Below are 25,600 nucleotides of genomic sequence, written 5' to 3'. Positions count from 1 at the left end.
GGTTAGCATGGGTGTTTCAGCTTTAGGCAATGTAACTTATATCAACCAAAACGCTCCTTTAAATTCTGCTATCCAACAGGGTGCAAGAAGTGATATGCTGGATTTAGCGCAAAGCTTTCAAAGTAAGCTTGAACTAGCCCAAGAAACAAGGGCGTTAGAAAACATGCAAGCTATTAGCGATAAAGATCCTAAAGAAGGCTCCAAAAACCGCTATCCAAACAGCCAAAGGGCTAAGGCGTTTGGCTTGGAAGAAGAAGAAATTGAATTGTGGCATGAAGAGCATTTGTTGGATATTGTGGGGTAGGGTGTCGCGAATAACCCCTATTCTTTCATGAGTTTAAAATAAAATAATCAAGTCTCCGTTTTTTAAACATTAAAAGATTTTAGCTATCAATATCAATCACAATAGAATCTTATATTTTTAACAAAAGGGAATGCGTCATGTTAAGGGGTGTCAAAAAAGCGGTTTTTAGGGTTTTGTGTTTGGGGGCGTTGTGTTTAGGGGGGTTAATGGCAGAGCAAGACTCTAAAGAGCTTATATTTTCAGGTATCACTATTTACACGGATAAAGATTTCACTAGAGCTAAGGAATACTTTGAAAAAGCTTGTAAATCAAACGATGCTGATGGTTGCGCGATCTTAAGAGAGGCTTATTCTAATGGTGAAGCCATAGCGAGCGAAAACGCAAGAGAAAGCATTGAAAAAGCTCTTGAACACACCGCTACTGCTAAAGCTTGCAAATCAAACGATGCTGAAAAATGCAAGGACTTAGCAGAGTTTTATTTTAATGCAAACGATCTTAAAAATGCTTTAGAATATTACTCTAAATCTTGTAAGTTAAATAATGTTGAAGGGTGTATGCTGTCAGCAACTTTTTATAACGATATGATAAAGGGTTTGAAAAAAGATAAAAAAGATCTAGAATATTATTCTAAAGCTTGCGAGTTAAACTATGGCGATGGCTGTGCGATTTTAGGGGATATTTATCATAATGGTGAAGGCGTAACACAAAATTTTAAAAAAGCTTTCAAATATTACTCTAAAGCTTGTAAGTTGAATAATGGTGAAGGGTGTTCTAAATTAGGAGGGGATTATTTTCTTGGTGAAAGCGTAACGCAAGATCTTAAAAAAGCTTTTGGATATTACTCTAAAGCTTGCGAATTAAACGAGGCTCTAACATGCACGCTTGTAGGAGAGTTTTATCGTGATGGTGAAGGCGTAACAAAGGATCTTAAAAAAGCTTTTGAATATTCTGCCAAAGCTTGTGAATTGAACGATGCTAAAGGGTGTTACGCTCTAGCAGCGTTTTATAATGAGGGTAAGGGCGTAGCAAAGGATGAAAAACAAACGACAGAAAACCTTGAAAAGAGTTGCAAGCTAGGATTAAAAGAAGCATGCGATATTCTCAAAGAACAAAAACAATAAAATCCTAGCCCTATTAAGCCCCATTAAACAGCTTTCGTTTAACTGGTTGCTTTTATGATATTGAACAAGCCTTTTGTCCTCTCAAAAAGAGAAAATGGCGGTGGAGTCTCTTGGTATCTGGCTTTTGGGGGTCTTTTGATCAAAGTGTTAGTGCATTTGGAAAAATCAATCAAATCCATTGTGGTTTTGATGTAGCTAGGCAAGTTTAACAGGCATATTTCAAAGAGCTTATAGCTCGCTAAAGCGTCCGCATAGGCTCTGTGGCTGACTTCTATACCAAACCCTAAAAGCTCTTTTAAAAAGCTCAAAGAATAACGCATGGATAAAATAGCGCGTTTGGATAAATCCAGAGTGCAAAGCTTTAAATTCAATAAGGGGCAATGCAATTTCTCTACAAAATAACGCCCTAAAAAGTTGTAATCAAAATTAGCGTTGTGGGCCACAAACACGCTATTGCCTAAAAAAAGCCGCAATTCTTGCAAAGCTTCATGCACGCTTGGGGCGTTTAGGGTGTCTTCATAAGTGATGCCTGTAAGCTCAGCGATATAATCAGGAACGCTTTTGACTTTCACAAGGGTTTCAAAACGATTGATGATTTCCCCCCCCTTCACTTGCACGGCCCCGATTTCTAAAATCTCATGTTTTATGGGGCAAGAGCCGGTGGTCTCTAAATCAATAAAAGAAAAAACCTCATCTTTAAGGGGGGTTTTAAGGTTTTTGAGCGTGATTAAATTTTCGCTCGTTTCTATGAAATTAAGCCCGCATGCTTTTAAATATTCCAAATTGATTTCATCATGAATAAGGCGAGAGAGCGATTTTTCTAGCGTGCTTAAGTTTAAATCCTGGTGCTTTAAGCGAGCGATTAGGGCTTGAATGTCTTTATGCAAGAGATTGTCTGACATTCTGTAAGCCTTCAATAGCCAGCTTACGATCTTTAGATTTAAAAATATAACTCCCTGAAACCACCACATCCACGCCCGCTTGTTGGAGTTCAAAGATATTTTTATCGTTCACGCCCCCATCCACTTCTAAAAGACAGCTAGGGTTGTATCGTTTGATCAGTTCTTTAACTTTCAAGCACTTTTCTAGCACCAGATCTAAAAACTTCTGCCCGCCAAAGCCCGGATTCACGCTCATTAAAAGCACTAGCCCCACGCTTTCTAGCAAGTATTTAATACTTTCTTCATGCGTGTGGGGGTTTAGAACAATGCCTGGCGTGATGCCTAGATTTTTAATGAGTTGCAACACCCTGTGGGGGTGTTTTTCATTTTCTGCATGAATGCTAATGATTTGCGGGTTTAAAGGGGAAAATAATTCTACAAAAAAGCTCGCGTTTTCTACCATTAAATGCACGTCTAAAGGCACTTGGCTCATTTGAGTAACATTCTCTAAGATCACAGGCCCCATCGTTAAATTAGGCACATAATGCCCATCCATCACATCCACATGCAAAAAATCAGCGTTACTCACGCTCTCTATCTCTTTGGCTAAATGCATAAAATCAGCGCTCAAAAGGCTCGGAGCTACTTTCAAAATACTTCCCTATTTTCAATGTTTTCAAGTAAAATATTAGCATCTTTAATCAAATCATAAAAGGGTTTTTCATGGATTACAAACATTTTAAAGGCAAGCATGCAAACATCGTTATAGAAATCATCGGTCTTTTAGAAAAAGGGGTTAAAAAAGCCCAAGAAATTTTAGAAAAACCGGACGCTGGGAGTTACACGAAGTTAGAAAACAGCAGCGGGGATACGCCTATTAAAGCGGATTTGGCCCTAGACCAATTTTTAGAAGAAAATTTTTTGAGTTTAGAAAACGTCAAAAGCGTTTTTAGCGAAGAAAAAGAAACGCCTGTTACTAAAGAAAACGGCTCGTATTTGATCGCTTATGATCCCTTAGACGGGAGTTCGGTCATGGAGGCGAATTTCTTAGTAGGCACGATTATAGGGGTTTATGAAAAGGATTATAAGGCGCAAAATTTAGTTGCAAGCCTTTATGTGGTTTTTGGGCATAAAATAGAATTAGTGGTGGCTTTAGAAGAAGTTTATCGTTACGCATTTTACCAGAACAAGTTTCATTTTATAGAAACCATTGTTTTAGAAAATAAGGGTAAAATCGTCGCTAGCGGAGGCAATCAAAAGGATTTTTCTTTGGGCTTGAAAAAGGCTTTAGAAGGGTTTTTTGCAGAAAATTACCGCTTACGATACTCAGGATCTATGGTGGCTGATGTCCATCATGTTTTGATTAAAAAAGGCGGAATGTTTTCCTACCCGCAAAAGAAATTGCGCAAGCTTTTTGAAGTCTTCCCTTTGGCCTTGATCATTGAAAAAGCTAAAGGGGAAGCGTTTTATTTTGATAAGGGGGTTAAAAAGCGTTTGCTAGAACAAGGCGTAGAAAATTACCATGAAAAAAGCGAATGCTATTTAGCCAGCCCGCATGAAGCTCACATTTTAGAAAAATATTTAAAGGGAGAATGATGCAAAATAGCGCTAAAAAATTAGAATATGAAGAGCGTTTCAATGACGCTCTTTTGAAATTACAAGCATGCCAAGAAGAAAAGCAAGTAGCGAGTTGCTTGAAATGCGAGAAGGTTTTAAAATGCGAAATCCGCAACAGCTATGTGGATGCGGCTTATGAGAGCATGAGTTTAGGCGAAGCGGGCGGGTTTGATTTCAACTAAAATGGGATTAAAATGGTTAGTAATACTACCTTGCAAAAAAATTTAGACGCTTTTTACACCCACCCCAAAATCGCGCGATTTTGCTTGGATTTATTAAGAGATCTCATCAATCAAAATCTAGGGCTAGACTTAAATGCGTTCCATTTTTTAGAGCCAAGTGCAGGGAGTGGGAGCTTTGTTGATGCATTAAAAGAATTAGGGATTGCTGATTGGAACGCCCTTGATATTGCCCCTAAAGCTCAAGGCATTCAAAAAAAAGATTATCTGTTGGAATTGATTGAGTTTAACAAAAAGCGTGTTATTATTGGCAACCCTCCTTTTGGGCATAGAGGGAAATTAGCCCTAGATTTTTTAAACAAGTCTTTAAACGAAGCACCTATTGTAGCGTTTATTTTGCCCAATTTATTCAAACGCTATTCTATTCAAAAACACATTGATAAGCGTGCAAAATTGGTTTTAAACGCTGATTTAGAAAAAAACGCTTTTGTTTTTAATGAACGACCCTATGATGTGAAATGCGTTTTTCAAATCTATATGCATAAAAATATCGCCCTAAACCTTAAAGACGAACGCATCATTGCACCCCCCAAAATCCGCCATAATGATTTTATCACTTATATCCATAATAACACGCCGCACACCCTAAAATATTTCAACAAAGAAAAATACCAATGGGATTTTGCGGTGGTGAGACAAGGCTTTTATGATTACAACGAAAAGATCACCAATGCAAATTTACTGATTAAAAACCGACAATATTTTTTCATTAAAGCCCATTCCAAAGAAGCTTTAAGGATTATCCATAAAATTGATTTTAACAAACTCGCTCATAAAAACACGCAAGTTTTAGGGTTTTCTACTTATGATTTTGTGGAAGAATATTGCAAATTAAAGGAAATGCATGCTTGAAAAAGTGTTTCAAGAAATTACCAATAAAAGAAAGTTTTTTGCTAGTTCTAGCACAGGGGAGCAGTTTGAAAACCAATTTAGGAATGAATTAAAAAAACACTTTAGCGAAATCAACGGCGATTTAACAGAAAAATTAAGCCATATTGAAGAAAAGCCTAATAAAGAAATCAAAACCACTTTTAACCAACTCAAAAAGCAAGTTTTAGAAAAAAATCACCCGCACACTCTTAAAAACCCTTTTTCAAACCTTACAAGCCATTTTTTATACCAGCCTTTTGGTTCACAAAATTACCCTGATTTTTTGGTTTTTATTTTTGATCATGTGGTGGGGATTGAAATCAAGTTTTCTAAAAACGATAAGGGTGAAAAAAACCTTCAAACTTCTCGCCCCATGTGGAATTCAAACCTGCCTAAACCCAATGCGATTTATGTGTATGGAGTCGCTAATGCAGACATCACTTTTTTTAAAGGCTCAGATATTTTGAGTTATGAAACCAGAGAGTCTTACTCAAGTATTTTGATACTTTAGATAAAGATGAAGAAAGTTTGAAAAACGCCTTAAAGGATTTAGAAAACCCTTTTGGGTTTGCCCCCTACATCAGAAAAGCTTATGAGCATAAAAAGGAATTTTCTAACCACCACCAGATTGAAAGCTTCTTTTCGCATAATCACATTTTAAGAGAACAAAATGTCTTAAAATTTTTGAAAACACTCACTCATTAGCATATTTGCGTTCATTTATCTATTTCTTGTAAAACACGAGTTTATTTTTAGCGTAAAGAAATTGATGATTAGTCTCATAGAAAAAGCCCCTTACATGCTCTCCTCCCCCTTTTTTAATTCAATGCACTTCGCTCCAAACTTTTCTTTTCCACGCGTAAGCCAAGAACGACAGCACTGCAAAGAAAATCATGATCTTAATCCCTAAGGTATTCCTTTCATGTTTTTTCCTATCGCCCGCTTTTTCCAAATATGCGATGACTTGTTTTTGCGCTTGTTCACTCAATCCCACTCTAGGCATAGCCGTGCCAGGCAAAAGCTTTTGCGGATCGTTGATGAAAACATTCAAGCCATGTTCGCCCTTAGCCCTAATCATCATGGACAAATCAGGCGCATGAGAGCCTAAATAATTGGCTAAATCTTTAGGATCGCTAAAGGCCTTATCTTTAGCATAATCCAGGCTATGGCACCTTTGACAGCTTTGGGCAAACACTTCCTTATCGCTCAAACTTTTAGGCAAAATAGAAGTGAGATACGCCACAATATCGCTCAAATCTTGATCGCTAAATTGAGAAAACGCCGGCATAGGATAGGGCCTTTCATCGTTGAATTTATGGCTCAATTTCGCCGTTTTCACGGGGTCTTTGATGAAGTGGGCTAAGAAATTCGCGTTCAAAACCCCCGCCACATGGCTTAAATCCGGTGGCACGACCCCAAAAGAGTTGCTCGCGCTAAGGCTGTCCATAGGGGCTGGAATGTTTTGGGATTTAATGCCATGGCAAGCGGTGCAATTTTCGGCTACAAGCTGTTTGCCCTTATTAGCGTCGCCATTTTTTAAATCCATCGGCTCTAAATCCTTGAAAGCAAAATCTGCCGGAGCGACTTTAGGGTGCATCACCGAATGTGCATAAGGCTCAACCCCATAATAAATCACGCCTATCACCACAATAAGGATGATGAGAATCTTAAATTCTTTCATCTAACACCCCCTTGTTTCTTGCTCTCAGCGATAGTGATAATGGGCAATACCACAAAGAAAAGGGCTAAAAAAGTGATTGAACCCACTAAGCCAATGTATTTACCGATCCCAAGCGGAGGCAATTTACCATAGATTGTTAAAACAATCATATCAATGATTAAAAGCCAAAACCACACCATAAACGCCGGCCGTTTGTGCGCGGGAGCGACAACTGGGCTTCTGTCCAAAAAGGGCAGTAAGAAGAAAATCACTTGCGCCACGCCAAAGGCCATTAGCCCTAAATCAGCGCTAAAGAAAAAGCCCCTTAAGACTTCATAGCTCCATAAGAAATACCATTCAGGGTAAATGTGAGGCGGCGTTTTAAGGCTGTTAGCCCTTTCAAAGTTGATAGGATCCATCGCAAAATCATAGTGGTAACACACCAAGTAAAAGAAAAAGACCATGAACGCGCAAACCACAAAAATATCTTTAGACAAGAACACCGGCCAAAAAGGAATGACTTTGGATTCTTTTTTCTTGCCTTCAATGAATTTTTTTTCTTCTAGTTCAAAGTCAATCTCTTCGCCTTCTTGGTTATTGACATGCGGGATGCGTAAAGAATAAAAATGCACCCCAATGAGTAGAATGATCGCAATGGGCAGTAAAAACACATGGAGCATGAAAAAACGCGTTAAAGTGGAATCCGCCACAACATAATTGCCCCTGATCCACTCCACCACATCAGCCCCAATGAAAGGAATGCCCCCAAATAAATTGGTGATAACCGCTGCGGCCCAATAACTCATCTGCCCCCAAGGCAGCATATACCCGCTAAAGGCTTCCGCGCTAAAGACCACAAACAAAATCATCCCACTAATCCAAATCATCTCACGGCCCTTTTTGTAAGAGCCATAATAGATGCCGACAAACATGTGGATATAAATGATGACAAAAATCATGCTTGCTGCCGTGGCATGCATGTGGCGCCAAAGCCAGCCATAAGCCACTTCTTGCATGATGGTGAAATTCACGCTATCAAACGCCATTTTTGCATCAGGCTTGTAATACATGAGCAAGAAAATCCCTGAGATCACCAGCACGCCAAAAAGGGTCAATAAAATCACCCCCATGGCCCATAAGAAATTGATGTTTTTAGGGATCCAATATTCTGTCATCAGCACTTTAACAAGCTTGTTAGTGCCAAGACGCATGTCCAGCCATTCGCCTAAATTCTTCGCTTTTTTTATCTCTGCCATTGAACTCTCCTTACGCTTTAGCCATCATTTTCTTGTATTCAGCCCCAGCTTCACCAAAAGTGATCTTAGTGCCTTCAATTTTAAAAGGCGGGATATCAAAAGGGCGTGGAGGGGGAGTGCCGGCAATATTCACGCCATCAGAAGTGAAACGCCCCCCATGGCATGGGCATAAAAAGCCTTTTTCTTCATCTTGATAAGTGGGGATACACCCTAAATGCGTGCAAATTTGAATGGCTGTGGTAAAAACGCTCTCGCCAATTTTAAAATCGCGCTTTTCATTAAAGCCCTCTTTTTTAGAACGCTTGAGGATATAGACCGGTTTCCCACGCCATTCCACGGTGGAGAACTGCCCTTCTTGCATATTCGCCACATCTATGGTCGTAAAACCGGCTGAAACAACGCTTGGAAGCGGATCCCAAGTCTTTTTCATCGCTACCAGACTCGCTATAGCCCCTATAGCTGTAACGCTAGCAAGGCTCATTCCTAAAAAATCACGCCTTTGAATATCTGCCATGATTAAAAAACTCCTTAATGATAATTACCTTTTAACGACTAAAGGCATAGCAAGTCCCTATTTTACAACAAACTCTCTTAATAATTTTTTTAAAATAACAAATTGAGACTAAAATCAAACGCTTTTAACTCCGCTTTAAAGAAATTTGAGCGCGCAAATGTTTCAAAAGGGTTTCTAAAATATCGTTATCGTCTTTGCTTGGGGCTTTTAAACTTTCTTTATGTTCATCGCTATAAGTAAGGGTGATGTTTTGATTGAAATTAGAAAGTTTGATGATGCCAAGCTGGTTGGCTAAAATTTTAAGCGTAATGATTTGCAAAAATTGAGCGCTCAAATCGTCTATTTTGCCAAACCTGTCTTCTATTTCTTCATGGATTTGCCCCATCTCATCTACATTTTCACACAAACTCAAACGGCGGTATAAATCTAGCCTTAAACTATCGCTTGCAATGAGTTCAGGGTTTAAAAAAGCGCTCACACCAAGTTGGATTTCTACGCTTTTTTCAAGCCTTTTCTTCCCCCCACTCAATTCATAAATCGCATCCTCAAGCATGCGCGTATAGAGTGCATAACCGATATTTTTAATATGCCCGCTCTGATCTTGCCCGAGCAAATTCCCGCCCCCCCTGATTTCTAAATCATGATAAGCGATACTCTCCCCACTGCCTAAATACGAATTTTTTTCCAAAGCGAGCAAGCGTTTTAAAGCCTGTTCATTCAAACTTTTTTGATCTTCTATGAGGAAATAACAAAAGCCTTCTTTTTTGCCTCTCCCCACACGCCCTCTTAACTGGTGCAAATCAGCCAGGCCGAAATTTTGCGCATTATCAATAATGATCGTGTTAGCGTTAGGCAAATGAATCCCTGATTCCACAATAGAAGTGCATAATAAAACCTGATAGTTTCCTTTAGCAAACTCCAGCATGATTTCTTCGCTCTCACTGGCGTTAATCTGGGAATGCAAAATGGCGATTTTAAGCTTAGGGATCAACTCTTCTAGCTTGGTTTTGACTTTTGAAATGCTAGCGATGTGGTTATGGATGTAAAAAATTTGCCCGTTACGGCGTAATTCTCTGTAAATAATCTCTTTTAAGAGCTCGTCATTCTTTTCTTTCAAAAAAGTGCGGCTGGGCTTTCTGTCTGTGGGCGGGGTTTTTAAAGAGCTAATGCCTTTAATTTGAGAGAGTGCCATGTTTAGAGTGCGCGGGATAGGCGTGGCAGACATGCTTAAAAAATGCACGCTTTTGCTCAATTCTTTTAAAGCTTCTTTTTGTTTCACGCCAAATTTATGCTCTTCATCTACAACCATTAAGCCCAAGTTTTTGAATTTCGCACCCAAAATCGCATGCGTGCCTATTAGCGCATCAATTTGCCCTAATTCTACGGCTTTTAAAAGCTTGTTTTTTTCGCTGGTTTTAATATACCTGTCCAAACGAGCCACTTTAACGCCAAAATTTTCAAAACGCGCCTTTAAAGTCTCAAAATGCTGGTGCGCTAATAAGGTGGTAGGCACGACTAGCGCGCTTTGAAAGCCGTTCAAAAACGCGCAAAAAATCGCATGCATCGCTACTTCCGTTTTTCCAAAACCCACATCTCCGCTCAAAAGTCTATCCATCACCTTGTGAGAGCTTAAATCCCTTGAAATTTCAGCGATAGCCTTTTCTTGATCGCTGGTGTATTCAAACCCCGCATGCGATTTAAAGACTTCCAACTCCGCTAAATGCACATCCATCTTTTTACCCAAGATCAAATTGCGTTCAGCCGCTAATTCAATGATCTTGCTTGCAATCTCTAAAAGCTTAGTCCTGACTTTAGCTTTCAGTTTGAGGAAACTCCCTTTCCCTAGCCGGTCTTTAGCTGGCACGCTATCGCTTTGCGCCACATAGCGAGCGATGAGATGCAAATTTTCCACCGGTAACAGCAGTTTGTCTTCGCCCCAATAAGCGATTTCTAAAAAATCCCTCTTGCTCCCTAAAACGCTGTGCTGGACTAATTGAGAAAACACGCCCACCCCATAATCATCATGCACCACCCATTCGCCCGGATTTAGTTCATTCAAAGCGAGCTTGGATTTTTGGCGTTTTTTCTTCCTTTCAAAAGAATTGAGCGAAATAAAAATCCCATCAGGGGTTTTAAAGTTTAGCACAAAGGGGGCGATCACGCATTCCATGCTGCTTTTTTCAATCGTGCCTAATACATTGTCTAAAATCGTTTTATTAGGAGCTAGGAGCGTGATTTTACGATTTGAATGCAAAGCGATAAAGCCTTCTAGGGCATGCGCATGGATTTCTAAATCTTCATAGCCTTGCGCGTTTTCTAAAACCTTTAAAAATTTGAAACGCTCATAATCCAATTCGTTTAAGCTCGCTAATTCTTGAATTTCTTCTAAAGCTCTAGGGCTTATAACGCTTTTATAAACGCTTAGCAAGTCTTGCGCTTTTTCTCCTAAAAACCACAAACCAAAACTGGTTAAATCTTTAGAAAAGCTATTTAAGGGGCTTTGTTCCACTTTTGTTTTCAGATCCTTATAAGATGGTTCGTCCAAACTAAAAAGCGTGGGGGGGATTTCAATTTCTAACAAATCTTCTTTAAGACTCATTTGAGTGGTGGGATCCAATTCCTTAATGCTCTCACACTCCGTGTCAAAAAAACTCAAACGATACGCCTTAGAATTAGGCACATAAATATCCACAATATCCCCCCTAAAGCTCGCTTCGCCTTCCACTTCCACTAAGTCTAAAATTTCATAACCATAATAAAAGAGCTTGTCTTTCAAATCCTTAAGGTTATATTTTTCTAAAAGAGTGATTTTAAAGCTCTCTAAAAGTTCTTTTTTAGGTAAAGGGTGCAATAAAGCGCTAATAGGGGCAATGATGATAACTTCTTGTTTGTTTTCTAAGGCCTGATAAAACTCCCTCAAACCTCCTAAAAGCTGTAAAAATTCTTCAAAAAACGAACGCAAATCGTCGTTTTTTTTAGCCCTAAACTCCGGGAAAAGAACGGCTTTAATATTTGGCTTAAAATAGCTTATGACTTCTTTAGCGAGCTCGGACTCTTTAAAATCCTTACAAGCGAGTATTTGATAATCAAAGCCTTTGTTTAAGGCCCTATAAAGACTAGATTGGATCATTCCCTATTTATTTTCAATTTTCTTTTCTTGCTCATTGATTAACAACGCCCCCCCTTGAATATTCTTAGGGCGGGTTTCCCCAATCAAAATCCCCTTTCTTTCCACCACAAGCTCTTGACTAGAGATTTTACCATCAAGGCGCCCTAAAGGCATGATCTCTACCACTTCCGCCTCCACCGTGCCAGTGAACTTGCCATTGACCACTAATTTATTAGCAAAAATCTCACCCACTACCGAGCCGGTTTGCCCGATCACCACTGTGCTTTTAGAATGCACCACCCCTTCTAATTCGCCATCTATATGCAAATGGTAATCCAAATGAAGCTCCCCCTTTATTTTTGTGCCTTGAGCGATGATAGTCGCTGGTCCTGTTTTTGCATTAGCTGATTTATTATTGTTATCAAAGATTGCCATCTGATGCTCCTTTCTTTATTGAAAACTTCTTCAAAATTTTTCATGTTCCATTTGGTGAAACTCATGGGGTTTATGGGTTGATCTAAAAAACGCACTTCATAATGCAAATGCGGCCCTGTACTCATCCCTGTATTACCACTATACCCAATCAACTGCCCTTTTTTGACAAATTCGCCCGTTTTTACGATAATTTTATTCAAATGGGCGTAGTAGGTTTTAAAACCAAAAGGGTGGAAAACTTTAATCAAATTCCCATACCCCCCATTCCACCCTTTGCTCGCTAACCCCACTACCCCGCTCGCGCTCGCATACACAGGCGTATTAATAGCGGTGCTTAGATCAAGCCCGGTATGGTTGTGCAACACATGCAAAATAGGGTGGATCCTTTTATTAAAGGCGGCTGAAACGCGCCGATAGGATTCTAGCGGGTAGTCATTAGGGATAAGGCGCATGATAAAGCTTTTTTGAAGCCCGGTAATCCCAGCGACATCTAAGCGGCTGGAAAAATTGCCCTCTTCTTTTTCTTCTTCAGGCCTATTCACTCCCACCACTTCTTCTAAATCGTTGATGCGCTCCCCTGAAAGTTGCAAATCGTCTAAAAATTCATCCATTTGCAAAGAAAGCTTTTCATTCGTCTCTTTTTTTTTCTCAAATTCCTTAGTGATTAAAGCATGCTGCTTTTCAATATTTCTAATTTCTTTATTTAAAACTAATAACGAAATGCCTAAAAACAATAAAGATCCCACAACGCTCAACAGTGCATACAAGCCAATTTGACGGAATAAGATATGAACATTAATATAACGGCTCCCTTTAGAGTCCGTAACCATCACAATCAAACGCCTGTCTAAAAACACTAAAATCCTTACTGGCTTATGAGCGCGTCTTTATCCACATGCTCTTGGAGCTGGACAATGTCTTCTAAAACCCAAAACAAATTCTTCCATTCAATAAATTTATTTTCTTCTAAAGCGCTTTGGAAATGATCCAAATCCCATGCTAGGAATTTTTCTGCGTCTAAAATTTTACCCAAAAAGCGCACTTCATAATGCAATTTTTCGCCGCCGCTATTACCGCTCTTCCCGCTATAGCCAATCAACTGCCCTTTTTGAATAAAGCTTTTGGGCTGCACATTGACATGATCTAAGTGCGTGTAAATGGAGCTAAAACCAAACGCATGTTCAATGCGCACCAAGTTCCCATACCCCACATTAGAATTGGTTTTCACAAAATCCACAATCCCATCAGCGCTCGCATAAACAGGCGTGTTTAATGGCACGATAAAATCAATCCCGGATTCAACGCCCTTAATCTTTTTAATGGGGTGGTTCCTTTCTTTGGTGGGTTTGATCGCGCTATAAGTTTTTAGGGGCATGCCATTAGGAATGAGCATGAGCGCTAAATGTTTTTGAGCCAAATTTAAATTGTCTAAATCCACTTCATCATAAAGATGCACGCCCCCATTGGCCCCTCTTTTGACTTCAATCAAGGATTCCAACCCGCGAATCTTTTGCCCCACAATAAAAAGCTCTTCTCGCTTGTTTTTAATCTCTTTTGTCAAAGTGTAATTTTTTTGATACAAATCCCTAAAATCCCTTAAAACCGCATTCCTCTCGCTTGTCATCGTATCCATTTTAGCGATTAAAAATTTTAAAAACCCTACGCCAAGCCCCACGATCAATAAAAGAATGACAACAGAAATGATGAGGTTGCGTTTTAAATTTTTAGAAAATTTGAGCTGTTTAGAGCCTGATTCATCAATGATGGTGATCACAAGCTGGTTTTGCGGCATCAATCCCTCTTCTTTGGATAGCGTTCATAAAAAGCGTTGGCTACCAAAAATGAGCCATACACCAAATAATTTTCATTTTCTTTCAGTTCTTCAAACAAGGCGTGTTCTAACCCTAAAGTTTCTAAAATCCCTTTAAGTTTTTCTAATTGGATAATTCTTTCATTATGCAATTCTAAAATCAAAACCTTTTTAACCACAGGCTTTAAAATTTCTAGCACCAAAAAAGCGTCTTTATCTTGATAGCAGTTATAAATCAAAATGATTGGAGCGTTAAAAAGGCGTTTGATTTCTTCTTTTAAGGCTTTAGCGCTATGGGGGTTATGCCCCACATCTATTAAAATATTAGGGCTTAAAAGCTCGCAACGGCCGATTAAATCTAGGGGCTTTAGGTTTTTTAAAACTTCTTGTTTATTGCATGGCATAAGCGTCTCAAACGCTTTTAGGGCCACTTCTAAATTCATCGCTAAAAAATGGGCTAAATGGTGGCGTTCAATATAATCTCTTACTTCTTTTGAAATTTCATTTTGAACCACAATCAATTGTGCGTGTTTGTCTTTGGCGATTTTTTGAGCGATATTTAAAACCAGTTCTTGTTGGGGAGCGATGATACTAAGAGGGCCCATCGCTTTTAATTTAGTAGTCGCAATGCTTTCTAAACTATCCCCTAAAAATTCCTTATGATCGTAATCAATGGGGGTGAAAACGCTTAGGGTTTTTTCTAAAGCGTTCGTGCTGTCAAACTCCCCCCCAAGCCCCGCTTCTAAGACTAGATAATCGCAATCTTTAGCGAGCATGACAGCCAGTAAGGTGGCGTATTCAAAATACGAGCAAGCGCTGCTGAAAGCGTGCAATTGCAATTGCTGGTGGGCGTTTTCTAAAACGCTTTCTTCAACAACAGAGCCATTCACAAAAAAGCGCTCCCTAAATTCAAAAACATGAGGGGAGGTGAAATGCAACACTTTAAAATTTTGATCGGCTAATAAAAGGGTTAAAAACCGCCCGGTGCTGCCCTTGCCATTAGTCCCTACCACATGAATGACTTTCGCTTGAACCTCAAAAAAAGCGTTCTTAAAATCTTTATAAATTTGAATGAAGCGACTAGGATCAAATTTATGGTATTCCTTAGGCTTTGTTTCTAAAAACGCCTTTAATCCATGGCTATTTTTCATTATTGAATTTCCCCTCATAAGCGATTTGCGCGACAAATTTAGTCAAAGTTTGCTCCACAGCCTGATTGATAGCGTAATAGCGGTTCTGGTAGGTATTAAGGGGGTCTTGCAAATTCACAGCGTAATTGTAATACCCGCTATTTTGAAAAGTCTTTTGTGTGCCTCTTTTATTATCATAGGTGTAATTCACAGACACGGTTGCGCGATAGAAAGTCGTAAAGCCTTCTTTATTTTGCGTGATACTCGTATCGGTTACATTCGTGATTTCTATAATAATGATAGAATCCGCATCCTTTTCACTCGCTAAGCGGCTTTGGAAGCGTTGCACGACTAAACGATTCATCAAATCCTTAAACTCTACAGAGTTTTCAGGGTTAGGCAAATTCACAATGAGTTTCACGTATATGCTATCGCCTAAAGCGTTTTGAGCGTAAGCCGCAATGGGCTTATACCCACAGCCCTTGAACAAAAGCAACAAAATAAAAAAAGTAAAGCCTTCATGCGATAACAAAATTAACAAGCTTATTAGGCACATAAATTTCTTTTTTAACGCTCGCCTTTTCTAAATATTTCTCTAATTCTTTTTTAGCCAAAACAATGATTTCTTCTTTACTGGCGTTAATATTGACTTTCAATTCCGCGCGCCTTTTGCCATTAATGGTAAGCCCTAAAGTCATAGATTCTTCTATCAAAGCGTTTTCATCGATCGCTATAGGCTTAAAATTCTCTCTTTTAAAAAGCCTCTCGCTCAACTCCCATGCCGTGTGTGGGATAATAGGCTCTAAAATTTGCAACAACACAAAATAACCCTCGCATAAAATTTGCTCATTACTTTGCACGTTCAAAGCGTTTAAGGCCTCCATGCAGCTTGCGATCAAAGTGTTAAACGCGTAAGCGCTTTCAGCCTTATTGAAAATTTCATGCGATTTTTTCAACGTCTCATAGACTTTTTTGCGGGCTAGTTTTTGCGCTTCATTCAGGCTAACTTCTTTAAATTCAGGCTTAGAAGTGGTAGGGCTAATGGCGTTCGCTTTATCGTATAAGCGCTTGATAAACCGGTGTGCCCCCTCTAAAGCGCTGTCATTCCATTCCAATTCTTTAGCCGGCGGGGCAGCAAAAAGGATAAAGAGCCTTGCCGCATCGGCCCCATATTTTTTGAGTATTTCTTTAGGGCTGACGACATTACCTTTAGACTTGCTCATCTTAGCGCCATCTTTTAAGACCATGCCTTGAGTGATGAGTTGTTTGAAAGGCTCATCTAAATTGAGATAGCCCAAATCCCTTAAAGCCTTAGTGAAAAAGCGCGCGTATAACAAGTGCAAAATCGCATGTTCAATGCCGCCAATATAAGTGTCCACTGGCATGAAATACTTCAAGTAATTTTGATCAAACGCTTGATTTTCACGCTTATCTTTGGGGGTGGTGTAGCGCAAGAAATACCAACTAGATTGGATGAAAGTATCCATGGTGTCTGTTTCTCTTAAAGCGTCTTTGTGGCATTTAGGGCATTGAGCGAATTTCCAACTCGCATGCTTTTCTAACGGATTGCCCTCCCCATCAATCACAATGTCTTCAGGTAAAGTTACCGGCAGTTGGGTTTCAGGCACAATCCCGCAATGTTTGCAATGAATCATAGGAATAGGCGCTCCCCAATACCTTTGACGGCTCACTCCCCAATCTTGCAAGCGGTAGTTGATCACTCTTTTACCGAGGTTTTCTTTTTCAAAATAAGCGATGATTTGTTCTCTGGCCACTGAGCTAGAAAGATCGCTCCACTCCCCGCTATTTTTTAAAACCTCTTCTTTGGTGTGGGGCAAACTTTGAGAACTTTGAGTGATCACTTTAATAGGGATATGATAAAGATTGGCGAATTCAAAATCCCTTTCATCGCAAGCTGGCACGCCCATTAACGCCCCAGAACCATAATTAGCTAGAGCGAAATTAGCCACCCAAACAGGGATTTTTTGCTTCGTTAAAGGGTGGATAGCATAAACGCCTAAAAACGCCCCTTTTTTCTCTAAAGCTCTTTCTCTTTGAGTCGTGTTTAAAATCGCTTTAATCATCTTTGAATCTTCTTGGCTCACTCGCTTAATGGCATGCTCTACTAAAGGGTGTTCTGGGGCGATGGCGATGTAAGTTACACCATAAATAGTATCCGCTCTTGTGGTAAAGACTTCAATTTCTTGAATGCCGTTGCAAGCTTTCAAGCATTCATCAGCGATTTTAAAACCAAATTGCAACCCGCTAGATTTTCCTATCCAGTTTTTTTGCATGATTAAGACTTGAGAAGGCCAATGATTTTCTAAAGCCTCTAAGTCTTTTAGCAATTCTTCAGCGTAATTTGTGATCTTCAAATAATATTGATAGAGTTCTTTTTGAATCACTTCTGTATCGCAACGCCAACACCTCCCATCAATGACTTGCTCATTAGCTAAAACGGTTTTATCGTTAGGGCACCAATTGAGCATGGCTTTCTTGCGATAGACTAGCCCCTTTTCCCACAAATCAATGAAAAATTGCTGTTCAAATTTCGTGTAATCCGGATCTGAAGTGGCAAATTCCCTGTTTTTAGAAAAAGAAAACCCTAAAGCTTCAAACTCTTTTTGCATGTTTTCAATGTTTTCATAAGTCCAAGTTTTAGGGTGGATACCATGCTTAATGGCCGCATTTTCTGCAGGCATCCCAAAAGAATCAAACCCCATAGGGTGTAACACATTATAATGGTGCAAACGATAATAACGCGCCAAAGCATCGCCAATGGTGTAATTGCGCACATGCCCCATGTGGATTTCCCCACTAGGATAAGGCAGCATGCTCAAAATGTATTTTTTAGGGAGGTTAAAATCGTCTTTAGGCTCAAAACTCTTATTTTTCCACCAAAATTCTTGCCATTTTTTTTCTATATTGATAAAATCCATCGTTACCCCTTAATCCGTTTCGCTCGTTACAACGCTTTCAATCAACAAAAAGATGAGACTGAAAGCGTTGCTAATCAACGCTCCAATCATGAGCATGTAAGCGGTAACCAAATTATTCAAAATCTGTAAAAACACAAATGCCGGTATGAGGTGCAACACGGTGGCTAAAGAGCTAGCCAACAGCTCTGAAGCGAAACGCTTGATCACCCCAATTTTAAGCGTAACGGAAATAAGGTTTAAAGCTAACGCTACAAACAACACCACCGTGTTAGGCTCATACAAAAACCCTGCAATGGTGGTTAAAGAAATAAGGCTGAACAGCACATGAACGACCCGACCCCAATCCATAGAAACTCCTTAAACTTGACCGCCCTCATACAAACGGTGCATTTTTTCTTTCTCTTGAGCTTTTTTGATTTTTCTAGCCTCATTCTCATAATATTTATCCATATCAAAGCCTAACAATAACGCTACTTTAGGGGCGATGAAAATAGAGCTATAAGTCCCTACAATCGTGCCTATTAGCATGGGCAATGAAAAGCCAATGATAATCTTACTCCCAAACACGCACAAAATCAACACCACAAAAAACACGGTTAAAGAAGTTAAAAGCGTGCGCGTGAGCGTGCTGGAAATGGCTTCATCAATGGCTTGAGTGGCATTTTTGGTTTTTTGAGAGAGCATTTCTTCTCTGATCCGATCAAAAATAATGATCGTATCATTAATGGAATACCCAATCAAAGTGAGCAAGGCCGCAATCACTTCCAAATTCATATCAATCTTAAAAACAATCACTGAGCTTGCCACTAAAATCACATCATGCACAAGCGCAATAACGCTCGCTAAAGCGAAACGCCATTCATAGCGGAAACTCACATAAACCATGATCGCCATTAGGGCTAAAATCAGCGACAAAATGCCCTTTTCTTTCAATTCGCTCCCCACTCTAGGGCCCACGGTGTCAAATTTACGGATTTCAAAATCGCCACTGGGTTTTAGAATGTTAGCCACGATAGCGTTCAAATCTTCATTTTGGGCTGTTTCTACAAAAGGGAATTTGATTAAAATCTCTTCTTTAGAACCAAACTCGCTCACTTGAACGCCCTTAAAACGATCTTCTTTTTCAAAAAGAGCGCGCACTTCTTTAATGGGAGCGTTTTGCGCATAACGCACTTGCACCAAACTCCCTCCGGCAAAATCAATCCCTAAAGAAAACCCTTTAAAGAACAAAAGCCCTAACGCCAGAAGCGCTAAAATCGCTGAAAGAATCACTCCGTAATTGGAATAACGCATGAAGCTTAAGATTCTCGTTTGTTTGAATAATTCCATAAAAACTCCTAAGCCCTTTTATTTTTCACGCCAAACCAAAAATAAAGGCTCTTGGTTTGGGTCAATTTAGGCAAAAGGGCTTGATAAATCCCTTGAGTGCCTATAATAGCGGTGATAATAGAGGCTAAAATCCCAATGCCTGTGGTGAGTGCAAAGCCTTTAATCGCTCCTGTGCCATAAGCGTATAGTAGCACCGAAGCGATCAAGGAGGTGATATTGGAATCAAAAATCGCTCGGCTCGCATTGATATAGCCTAAATGGATCGCTTTAGTGATGCCCTCGCCCTCTCTTAACACCTCTCTAATGCGCTCATTAATAATGATATTAGCATCCACGGCAATCCCCACGGTCAAAACAATCCCTGCCATTCCCGGTAAAGTCAGCGTCGCTCCAAAAATCGCCATCACCGCCACGATCAAAAAAAGATTCACCACTAACGCCATACAAGCGATCACCCCAGCCATAGAGTAATACAACACCATAAAGCCCATCACTAAAATAAAACCCCCTATGAGAGCGATAATGGAAGCTTTAATGCTGTCCTTCCCTAAACTTGGGCCTATAATCCTTTTTTCTAAAACCTGAATGGGTGCGCTCATCGCCCCACTCCTTAAAGCGATCGCTAAATCGCTCGCTTGAGCCACGCTAAAATTCCCGCTAATTTGCCCGCTCCCTCCTCCAATGCGCTCCCTAATCACCGGGGCTGAATAGACTTTATTGTCCAAAACGATCGCCATGCGTTTGCCCACATTCGCGCCTGAAAAATCCCCAAAAATCTTAGCCCCTTGAGCGTCCAAAGTAAAGCTCACCACCGGCTGGTTGTTTTGATCATATACCACTTTCGCATCTGTAAGCATTTCGCCATCTAAAATAGGGATCGCTTTGAGTAAGATTTTACCCCCCATTTCCACATCAGACAACAACACACTGCCTAATTTTTGAGCCTCTAAATCCGTCATTTTCATCGCATCTTTATTGTGCTCTTCATCCACTGCCATCATCTGCAAATGAGCGGATCTTGAAATCAAGTCTTTAGCGCGCCGTTCTTCTTCTAAAGTCTTAATGCCAGGCAATTGCACCGAAATTTCTTCTTTACCTTGCTGGATGACTACAGGCTCTGCCAAACCAAATTGATCCAAGCGGTTACGAATGATCCCTATCACTTGCAAAATCGTGTTTTTACGCAATTCCTCTTGCTCTAAAGGGGTGAGCTTCACGCTATAAAACTCCGCTTCTTTTTTGATTTCAAACTGACTATGACCTTGCAATTCCAATAAAAGCGCGTCTAATTTTTTCGCTTCATCTTCATCTAAAAGCTCAAAACTGATCCCTTCTAAATTGGATTTAATGTCTTTAAGCAAGATATTTTGCTTTTTAGCGTTGTATTCTAAAGCAGACGCTAGGCTTAAATACTTGTTTTTTAAAGCCTCATCGGTTTGTACCCCTAAAAGCATGTTCAACCCCCCCCTTAAATCCAAACCTAAAGTGATTTTAGGGCCTTTAGTCTCTAACAAAGAAGGCACAGAAAACCCTACCCCTAAAAGAAGCGCGCAAATAAAAACGATTAAACGAGGGTTAAAAAGTTTCATTTAGTTGTTATTTGGCGTTGTTTCAAAGTTTTAGTACCAGATAATTTTGCCGAGATTTCTTCTCTGCCTTGCTGAATGACTATAGGCTCTGCCAAACCAAATTGATCCAATTCGTCTAATTTGAACGCTACATAGTTTTTAGAAAGTTTAGCGGTGGTGTCATCATTGAGTTTCACGCTAAAAAAATTCGCTTCCGCCTTAAGCACCTCAACAATCAGTCCTCCTTGAGTGACAATTTTATCGCCCTTAGTCAAACCCTCTATCATTTCTTTATGCTTTTTTTGCTGTTGGCGTTGCGGGCGAACAATCAAAAAATAAAAAATAAGAAACAACACCAAAAAGGGTAAAAGCGTCGTTATAATTTCTTTAGTTTGTCCCATTAAATTTCCTTAAAAGATGTTTTAATCTCAAATTATAGCATTTTTCACTATTTCTTTAAAGCCGCTCTTTTATCTAGCACGAATAAATATAAAGCCCCTATGATCCCAGAAATCAAAGATCCGAGTAAAATCGCAATTTTTGCCACTTCCATAGCGTCCTTATGCTCGCTCGTAAAAGCCAGATTAGAAATGAACATAGACATGGTAAAGCCAATCCCTGCTAAAAGCCCAGCCCCTAAAATATGCCACCAGTTGATGCCTTTAGGGCGCGCGGTGATTTTAAGCTTTTCGCTTATGAAAGTGATTAAGAAAATCCCTAAAGGCTTGCCCAAACAAAGCCCTAAAATAACCCCTAAAAGCACCTTATCCACTTCTAAATTGATGCTAGAATCAACACTCACCCCAGCGTTTGCAAACGCGAATAAGGGCATGATGAAATACCCGCTGATGGGGGCTAGAAAATGCTCCAACCTTTCTAAGGGGCTTTGTAAAGCGCTCGCTTTTTCTTCAATAGAATGCAAGATTTCTTGCTGCTCTTTGGTTAAAAGCGCTCCTGAACTCGTTTCTGCGTATCGCTTGCCTAATTCTAAAAGCTCTACATTTTTAGAATCTTTAGGGATTTTCACCGGTATCATAAAAGCTAGAATTACCGCAGCGATCGTCGCATGGATACCGCTTTGATGCACGCAAAACCAAAGCAACACCCCTAAAAGCAAGTAAGGGATAAGCGAGTGCATATTCAAACGATTTAACACAGCTAAAACAAAAACCACCCCTAAAGCCCCTAAAAGCCATGCGAATTTTAAATTCGTGGTATAAAAGAGCGCGATCACCACAATAGCCCCCAAGTCATCAGCCACCGCTAGAGTGATTAAAAAAACCTTTAAGGCGGTTGGCACCCTCTTGCCTAAAAGCATGATCACGCCCAAAGCGAACGCAATATCCGTCGCCATAGGGATCCCAAAACCATGCTGAGAGGGCGTATCAGCGTTAAGAAAAAAATAAATCAATCCTGGGGCTATCATGCCCCCAAGAGCCGCAATCACAGGGAAAGAAGCTTTTTTAAAACTGGATAACTCCCCAAATAACAATTCTCGCTTGATTTCTAAACCTATCATTAAAAAAAATAACGCCATTAAAACATCATCAATCCAATTATGCAAACTAAAGCCGATGAAAAAATCCCCTATTTGGAACCCAAAAGGGGTGTGCCATAGCGCAAAATAACTTTCTTTCAAAAACGAATTAGCCACCACCATCGCTAAAACAGCGTTCAAAAAGAGGAAAATCCCTCCAAAAGACTCGCTTTTAATAAAGTTTTTAAGCGTCAAACTGAGCGCGTTTTCTGTTTTTTTGAGATTCATAGACAACCTTAAAATTTTTAATTTCAAACCCATAATTTTTCAAGCAGTCTTTTATGAGCGTAAATGATGCCCGCTTGTATCTTAAAATGGGGGGCTTGAGTTTGCAAAAACTCAGCGTAATGAGACACTTGCGCTTTATGGCTTTGCTGGTAATTTTGAGAGCTTTTATAATCTAAAACATACAAATTTTGCCCCCTATCCCACAACAAAACATCAATCCTAGACACAACCCCTTCAAATAAAAAAGCCGCTTCACCCCTTAAGGCATAATTTTTAAAAAGAGCTTGTATCTCTGTATCGTTTTCAAAAAGCTCTAAACTCTCTTCTAACGCTTGGTAATCCAAACCATAAAAACCATGATGGTAGTTTAAATATTCTAAAACGCTTTCTTTAGGAATGTTGTAAGCGTATTGGTATTCTAATCCCTTGTGCAAAGCGATACCAAAATTGATCGCTTCCTGGTCGTTATTCTTCTCATAATCGCTCTCTGGCTCTTCTTCTATCTCTTGGACTTGCTCGCCATAGGCATGGGGCTTGATGAGAGTGCTTGTAATTAAAGGCTCTTTTTGTGGAGAAATAACCGGCATAATTTCTCCCTCTTCTAAAGGCGCAAGATCCAATTGTTCGCACATTTTTTTGTTTTTGCTTTCTTTTTTGTCTTTGGCCACGACAATCAGCCCTAACTCAGCCCTAGTGAATGCGACATAATACACATTGGTTTCTTCATGATCTTTGGCCGCTTCTTCTTTGTCTAAAGCCCTAGCGTAATCTTTATCCACGACCTCACGATTTTTCATTCTGTAATAAAGGCGAAGAAGCTCTGCGCCGTCATATTCTTCAAGGAGTTGATTGGAGTGATTTGAATTAGGATTGCCCAAGCATTCGCACACGATCACATAAGGGAATTGCATGCCTTTAGATTTGTGAATGGTCATGATCTGCACGCCTTTTGAATAGGAAGAAGCGATCGATTTAGCCTCTAATTTTTCTAAAAATCCATCGGCGTCTTCGCACCCAACCGCCAATTCCAAGCAGCTTTGCGCGCACTCTCCATAAAGCTCAAACAATTCCATCACCTTCCACACAAAGCCTGCCACGCTCTCTTTTTTGGGGTTAAAACCAGGCAAAGCGATCACATCATCATGCAAGTATCCAGCGAGTTTTAAAACGCTGTGCTTATAAAAAGGCTTGTAAGGTTCTTCCGCTAGAGCGTATTCTAAAGCGTTCTTAATGATTTTAGACTCTACAAATTGAGACAATTTTGCACTAGATTCCGTGCTTGGGTGGATTGCACTCAAACGCTCTTGCAAATAATTTTTGATTTCTAAAGCGTCCTTATTGGTGGCGCATAAAATGGTAATATCTTTAGGCCCAATACGATGTTCTAAAAGGTTTTGAGCTTCTTGTAAGACCTGATCTAATAGCAATTCTCTTTCATCAGCCACTAAAGAGACTTTAACATAGCCGTCTGTAGCATGTTTATTTTGAGAAGTTTTAGGGTATTTTTGCTCCAAATAAGCGGTGGGGGAATTTTGATAAGCTTTTTTAAAAATGGTGTTCACATAATTAATGATCAAAGGCGAACTGCGGTGGTTGAATTGTAGATTATCGTGGTAAAAATCCTTAGAAACGCTTTCAAACAAAGAGCTAAAACTCCCCCTAAAGGCATAAATGCTCTGCTTGACATCGCCCACAAAAAACACGCTCCTGTGCCATTTCGCTTGCCCTATCCCGGCTTTAATCTCATCAATAAAAGGGGCTAAAATCTTATAATCGTTCAAGCTCGTGTCTTGAAATTCATCAATCAAAATGTGCGCAATCTTGCTGTCCAACCTGAAATAAAAAAACTCCGCCGGCATTTCTTCATAACCATTCAATAAGACATGAACCTTATCTTTAATCGCATCAAAATCTAAGGCTTGGATTTTAGAAGTGGCGTTATCATAAAGTTGGATGAATTTAGGGAATTTTTTAAATATTGCGGTTTCTTTGGCTTCATAATAGCGTTTTAAATCGTTTTCAATCTCTTTGCATTCGCTCTCTAAAGTGGGGATTTCACTTTTAAGTTTTTTGAAAGATTGATATTCGCTCTTTTTTTTAAGCCAGGTTAAAGAGCTGTTTAAAAATCCCCTAAAACTACCGCATTTAATGGCTGTTTTAGCCGTATCTGACGCTGTTTCTATGCTTTGAATTTGTTCGTTTAAGCTCCTTAGTTTTTCTAAAAAACCCTCTTCATCAAATGCAGGCTCTTTCTTATTAGGATCAAATAAGTAGAGCTTGTTTTTTAAAAAACGCAACCGCTCTAAAATGGAATCGCTTGTGTAACTATCATAACTTAAGCATTGAGCGATAAAAACGCTCAATTCCTCAAGCTGTTCGTTATTTAAAGCGCTCAAAAAACCCTCATTAAGCTGTTGCTGGTGCGCTTTGGTGTCTTCATTGACTTCAAAATTCGCGCTCAACCCCACAAACCAGCAAAATTTCCTTAAAATGCTTTGAAAAAACGCGTCAATGGTGCTGATTCTGATTTCGGCGTTTAAAAAGCGTTGGTAGATTTTTTGAGCGCTATTTCGCACTAAACTAGGGTCTAAATGGTATTTTTCTTCTAATTCTTTTAGGATATTTTGGGATTTTTCTTTTTCTTTTTCATTTTCAAGGTCTTCTTTTTGCAAAATTTTTAAATAGTCTAAAATGCGCTCTTTCATTTCGGCGGTGGCTTTTTTAGTGAAAGTGAGCGTTAAAATCTCGCTAGGGTTAGCCCCCTTAAACAACAGGGCCAAAAACCGCACGCTCAAAGCGAAAGTCTTCCCGCTTCCTGCTGAAGCCTTTAAAGCCATGCATTGTCTTTTTGTATCCATTGAGATCTATCCTAAAATTTCTATTTTGTCTTTATTATAACCTAAAAGCCTTTTTTACTTAAGCTAAAAAACCCTAATCTTTTGCTATAATCACAGGGTTTTGTCGTTTTTCTATCATTTTAATAGGAATCAAAGGCAAAGACAGCGTCAAATTCACACATGCTAATCCTTGTATTTAGGTGTTCTTAAGAATTT

At 39.6% G+C, this 25,600-nt stretch carries 23 protein-coding genes and 1 pseudogene; 6 read left to right on the top strand and 18 right to left on the bottom strand.

The features are described 5' to 3' along the window. Positions 1 to 7 precede the first annotated feature (7 nt). Together QU01_RS03655 and hcpG are read left to right on the top strand one after the other, a co-directional pair. Entirely contained in the window at positions 8 to 304 is a 297-nt protein-coding gene (locus QU01_RS03655; RefSeq protein WP_000539097.1) for a hypothetical protein, read from the top strand. Positions 305 to 441: 137 nt separating this feature from the next. Then, complete coding sequence (hcpG, locus tag QU01_RS03650; protein ID WP_033762163.1) at positions 442 to 1,425, top strand: Sel1-like repeat protein HcpG; 984 nt, start codon at positions 442 to 444, stop codon at positions 1,423 to 1,425. A gap of 38 nt (positions 1,426 to 1,463) precedes the next feature. Here hcpG and QU01_RS03645 read toward each other — a convergent pair whose 3' ends face one another. Both QU01_RS03645 and rpe read right to left on the bottom strand, forming a co-directional pair. Further along, positions 1,464 to 2,327, bottom strand: a complete 864-nt coding sequence (locus QU01_RS03645) for a 3'-5' exonuclease (protein ID WP_033762165.1) — start codon at positions 2,325 to 2,327, stop codon at positions 1,464 to 1,466. After that, positions 2,305 to 2,958, bottom strand: a complete 654-nt coding sequence (gene rpe / locus QU01_RS03640; RefSeq protein ID WP_033762167.1) for a ribulose-phosphate 3-epimerase — start codon at positions 2,956 to 2,958, stop codon at positions 2,305 to 2,307. Before rpe ends, QU01_RS03645 begins: the two co-directional genes overlap by 23 nt. Positions 2,959 to 3,029: 71 nt before the next feature. Here rpe and QU01_RS03635 point away from each other — a divergent pair, with 71 nt between their 5' ends. The 4 genes and pseudogenes from QU01_RS03635 (at position 3,030) to QU01_RS03620 (ending at position 5,737) form a co-directional block, all read left to right on the top strand. Continuing rightward, positions 3,030 to 3,902 (top strand): class 1 fructose-bisphosphatase, encoded by an 873-nt coding sequence (locus tag QU01_RS03635; RefSeq protein WP_033762169.1) that lies wholly within the window; start codon positions 3,030 to 3,032, stop codon positions 3,900 to 3,902. Continuing rightward, the gene (locus QU01_RS03630) at positions 3,902 to 4,105 is read left to right on the top strand and encodes a hypothetical protein (protein ID WP_001900028.1); all 204 of its coding nucleotides are present in this window, start codon (positions 3,902 to 3,904) and stop codon (positions 4,103 to 4,105) included. Before QU01_RS03635 ends, QU01_RS03630 begins: the two co-directional genes overlap by 1 nt. A gap of 12 nt (positions 4,106 to 4,117) precedes the next feature. Then, positions 4,118 to 5,014 carry a type II methylase gene (locus QU01_RS08295; RefSeq protein ID WP_033762172.1) on the top strand — a complete coding sequence of 299 codons (897 nt, stop codon included), beginning with the start codon at positions 4,118 to 4,120 and terminating at the stop codon, positions 5,012 to 5,014. Continuing rightward, positions 5,007 to 5,737, top strand: a pseudogene (locus QU01_RS03620) (type II restriction endonuclease). Before QU01_RS08295 ends, QU01_RS03620 begins: the two are co-directional and overlap by 8 nt. Positions 5,738 to 5,855: 118 nt before the next feature. On the opposite strand, the gene QU01_RS03615 reads toward QU01_RS03620, so the two are convergent. The 16 genes from QU01_RS03615 to QU01_RS03540 form a co-directional block, all read right to left on the bottom strand. After that, positions 5,856 to 6,713, bottom strand: coding sequence for a cytochrome c1 (locus tag QU01_RS03615; RefSeq protein WP_033762176.1), 858 nt, complete (start codon positions 6,711 to 6,713; stop codon positions 5,856 to 5,858). Beyond that, complete coding sequence (locus tag QU01_RS03610) at positions 6,710 to 7,948, bottom strand: cytochrome b (RefSeq protein ID WP_025276505.1); 1,239 nt, start codon at positions 7,946 to 7,948, stop codon at positions 6,710 to 6,712. Before QU01_RS03610 ends, QU01_RS03615 begins: the two co-directional genes overlap by 4 nt. Before the next feature lie 10 nt (positions 7,949 to 7,958). Next, positions 7,959 to 8,462: a ubiquinol-cytochrome c reductase iron-sulfur subunit gene (gene petA, locus QU01_RS03605; RefSeq protein ID WP_000763640.1), complete on the bottom strand. Its 504-nt coding sequence runs from the start codon at positions 8,460 to 8,462 to the stop codon at positions 7,959 to 7,961. Between the two features lie 124 nt (positions 8,463 to 8,586). Further along, a complete protein-coding gene (gene mfd, locus QU01_RS03600; RefSeq protein ID WP_033762177.1) occupies positions 8,587 to 11,592 on the bottom strand; it encodes a transcription-repair coupling factor in 3,006 nt (1,001 codons plus the stop codon). Between the two features lie 3 nt (positions 11,593 to 11,595). After that, positions 11,596 to 12,006, bottom strand: coding sequence for a bactofilin family protein (locus QU01_RS03595; protein WP_000963936.1), 411 nt, complete (start codon positions 12,004 to 12,006; stop codon positions 11,596 to 11,598). Beyond that, positions 11,925 to 12,863, bottom strand: a complete 939-nt coding sequence (gene csd1 / locus QU01_RS03590; RefSeq protein WP_033762179.1) for a peptidoglycan DD-metalloendopeptidase Csd1 — start codon at positions 12,861 to 12,863, stop codon at positions 11,925 to 11,927. Before csd1 ends, QU01_RS03595 begins: the two co-directional genes overlap by 82 nt. Positions 12,864 to 12,871: 8 nt before the next feature. After that, on the bottom strand, positions 12,872 to 13,798 hold the full coding sequence (csd2, locus tag QU01_RS03585) for a M23B family cell shape-determining DD-metalloendopeptidase Csd2 (RefSeq protein WP_033762181.1): 927 nt from the start codon (positions 13,796 to 13,798) through the stop codon (positions 12,872 to 12,874). After that, a complete protein-coding gene (locus QU01_RS03580; RefSeq protein WP_033762184.1) occupies positions 13,798 to 14,967 on the bottom strand; it encodes a bifunctional folylpolyglutamate synthase/dihydrofolate synthase in 1,170 nt (389 codons plus the stop codon). Before QU01_RS03580 ends, csd2 begins: the two co-directional genes overlap by 1 nt. Continuing rightward, positions 14,957 to 15,502, bottom strand: a complete 546-nt coding sequence (gene lptE, locus QU01_RS03575; RefSeq protein WP_050547306.1) for an LPS assembly lipoprotein LptE — start codon at positions 15,500 to 15,502, stop codon at positions 14,957 to 14,959. Before lptE ends, QU01_RS03580 begins: the two co-directional genes overlap by 11 nt. Next, positions 15,465 to 17,885, bottom strand: coding sequence for a leucine--tRNA ligase (leuS, locus tag QU01_RS03570; RefSeq protein WP_033762187.1), 2,421 nt, complete (start codon positions 17,883 to 17,885; stop codon positions 15,465 to 15,467). Before leuS ends, lptE begins: the two co-directional genes overlap by 38 nt. Before the next feature lie 9 nt (positions 17,886 to 17,894). Continuing rightward, on the bottom strand, positions 17,895 to 18,233 hold the full coding sequence (locus QU01_RS03565; protein ID WP_000383778.1) for a DUF6394 family protein: 339 nt from the start codon (positions 18,231 to 18,233) through the stop codon (positions 17,895 to 17,897). 9 nt (positions 18,234 to 18,242) lie between these two features. Continuing rightward, entirely contained in the window at positions 18,243 to 19,214 is a 972-nt protein-coding gene (secF, locus tag QU01_RS03560) for a protein translocase subunit SecF (RefSeq protein ID WP_033762188.1), read from the bottom strand. A gap of 8 nt (positions 19,215 to 19,222) precedes the next feature. Next, entirely contained in the window at positions 19,223 to 20,803 is a 1,581-nt protein-coding gene (gene secD / locus QU01_RS03555; RefSeq protein ID WP_033762190.1) for a protein translocase subunit SecD, read from the bottom strand. Next, positions 20,800 to 21,183 (bottom strand): preprotein translocase subunit YajC, encoded by a 384-nt coding sequence (yajC, locus tag QU01_RS03550; RefSeq protein ID WP_000531762.1) that lies wholly within the window; start codon positions 21,181 to 21,183, stop codon positions 20,800 to 20,802. Before yajC ends, secD begins: the two co-directional genes overlap by 4 nt. Before the next feature lie 47 nt (positions 21,184 to 21,230). Continuing rightward, a complete protein-coding gene (gene nhaA, locus QU01_RS03545; protein WP_033762192.1) occupies positions 21,231 to 22,547 on the bottom strand; it encodes a sodium/proton antiporter NhaA in 1,317 nt (438 codons plus the stop codon). Positions 22,548 to 22,570: 23 nt separating this feature from the next. Beyond that, a complete protein-coding gene (locus QU01_RS03540) occupies positions 22,571 to 25,405 on the bottom strand; it encodes a RecB-like helicase (protein WP_033762195.1) in 2,835 nt (944 codons plus the stop codon). Between the last annotated feature and the right edge of the window lie 195 nt (positions 25,406 to 25,600).

Source organism: Helicobacter pylori SA221C (assembly GCF_000476855.1).
GTDB classification, from domain to species: domain Bacteria; phylum Campylobacterota; class Campylobacteria; order Campylobacterales; family Helicobacteraceae; genus Helicobacter; species Helicobacter pylori_DK.
The sequence above is the reverse complement of the archived record's forward strand: the minus strand, read 5'-3'. Positions and strand labels throughout refer to the sequence as shown.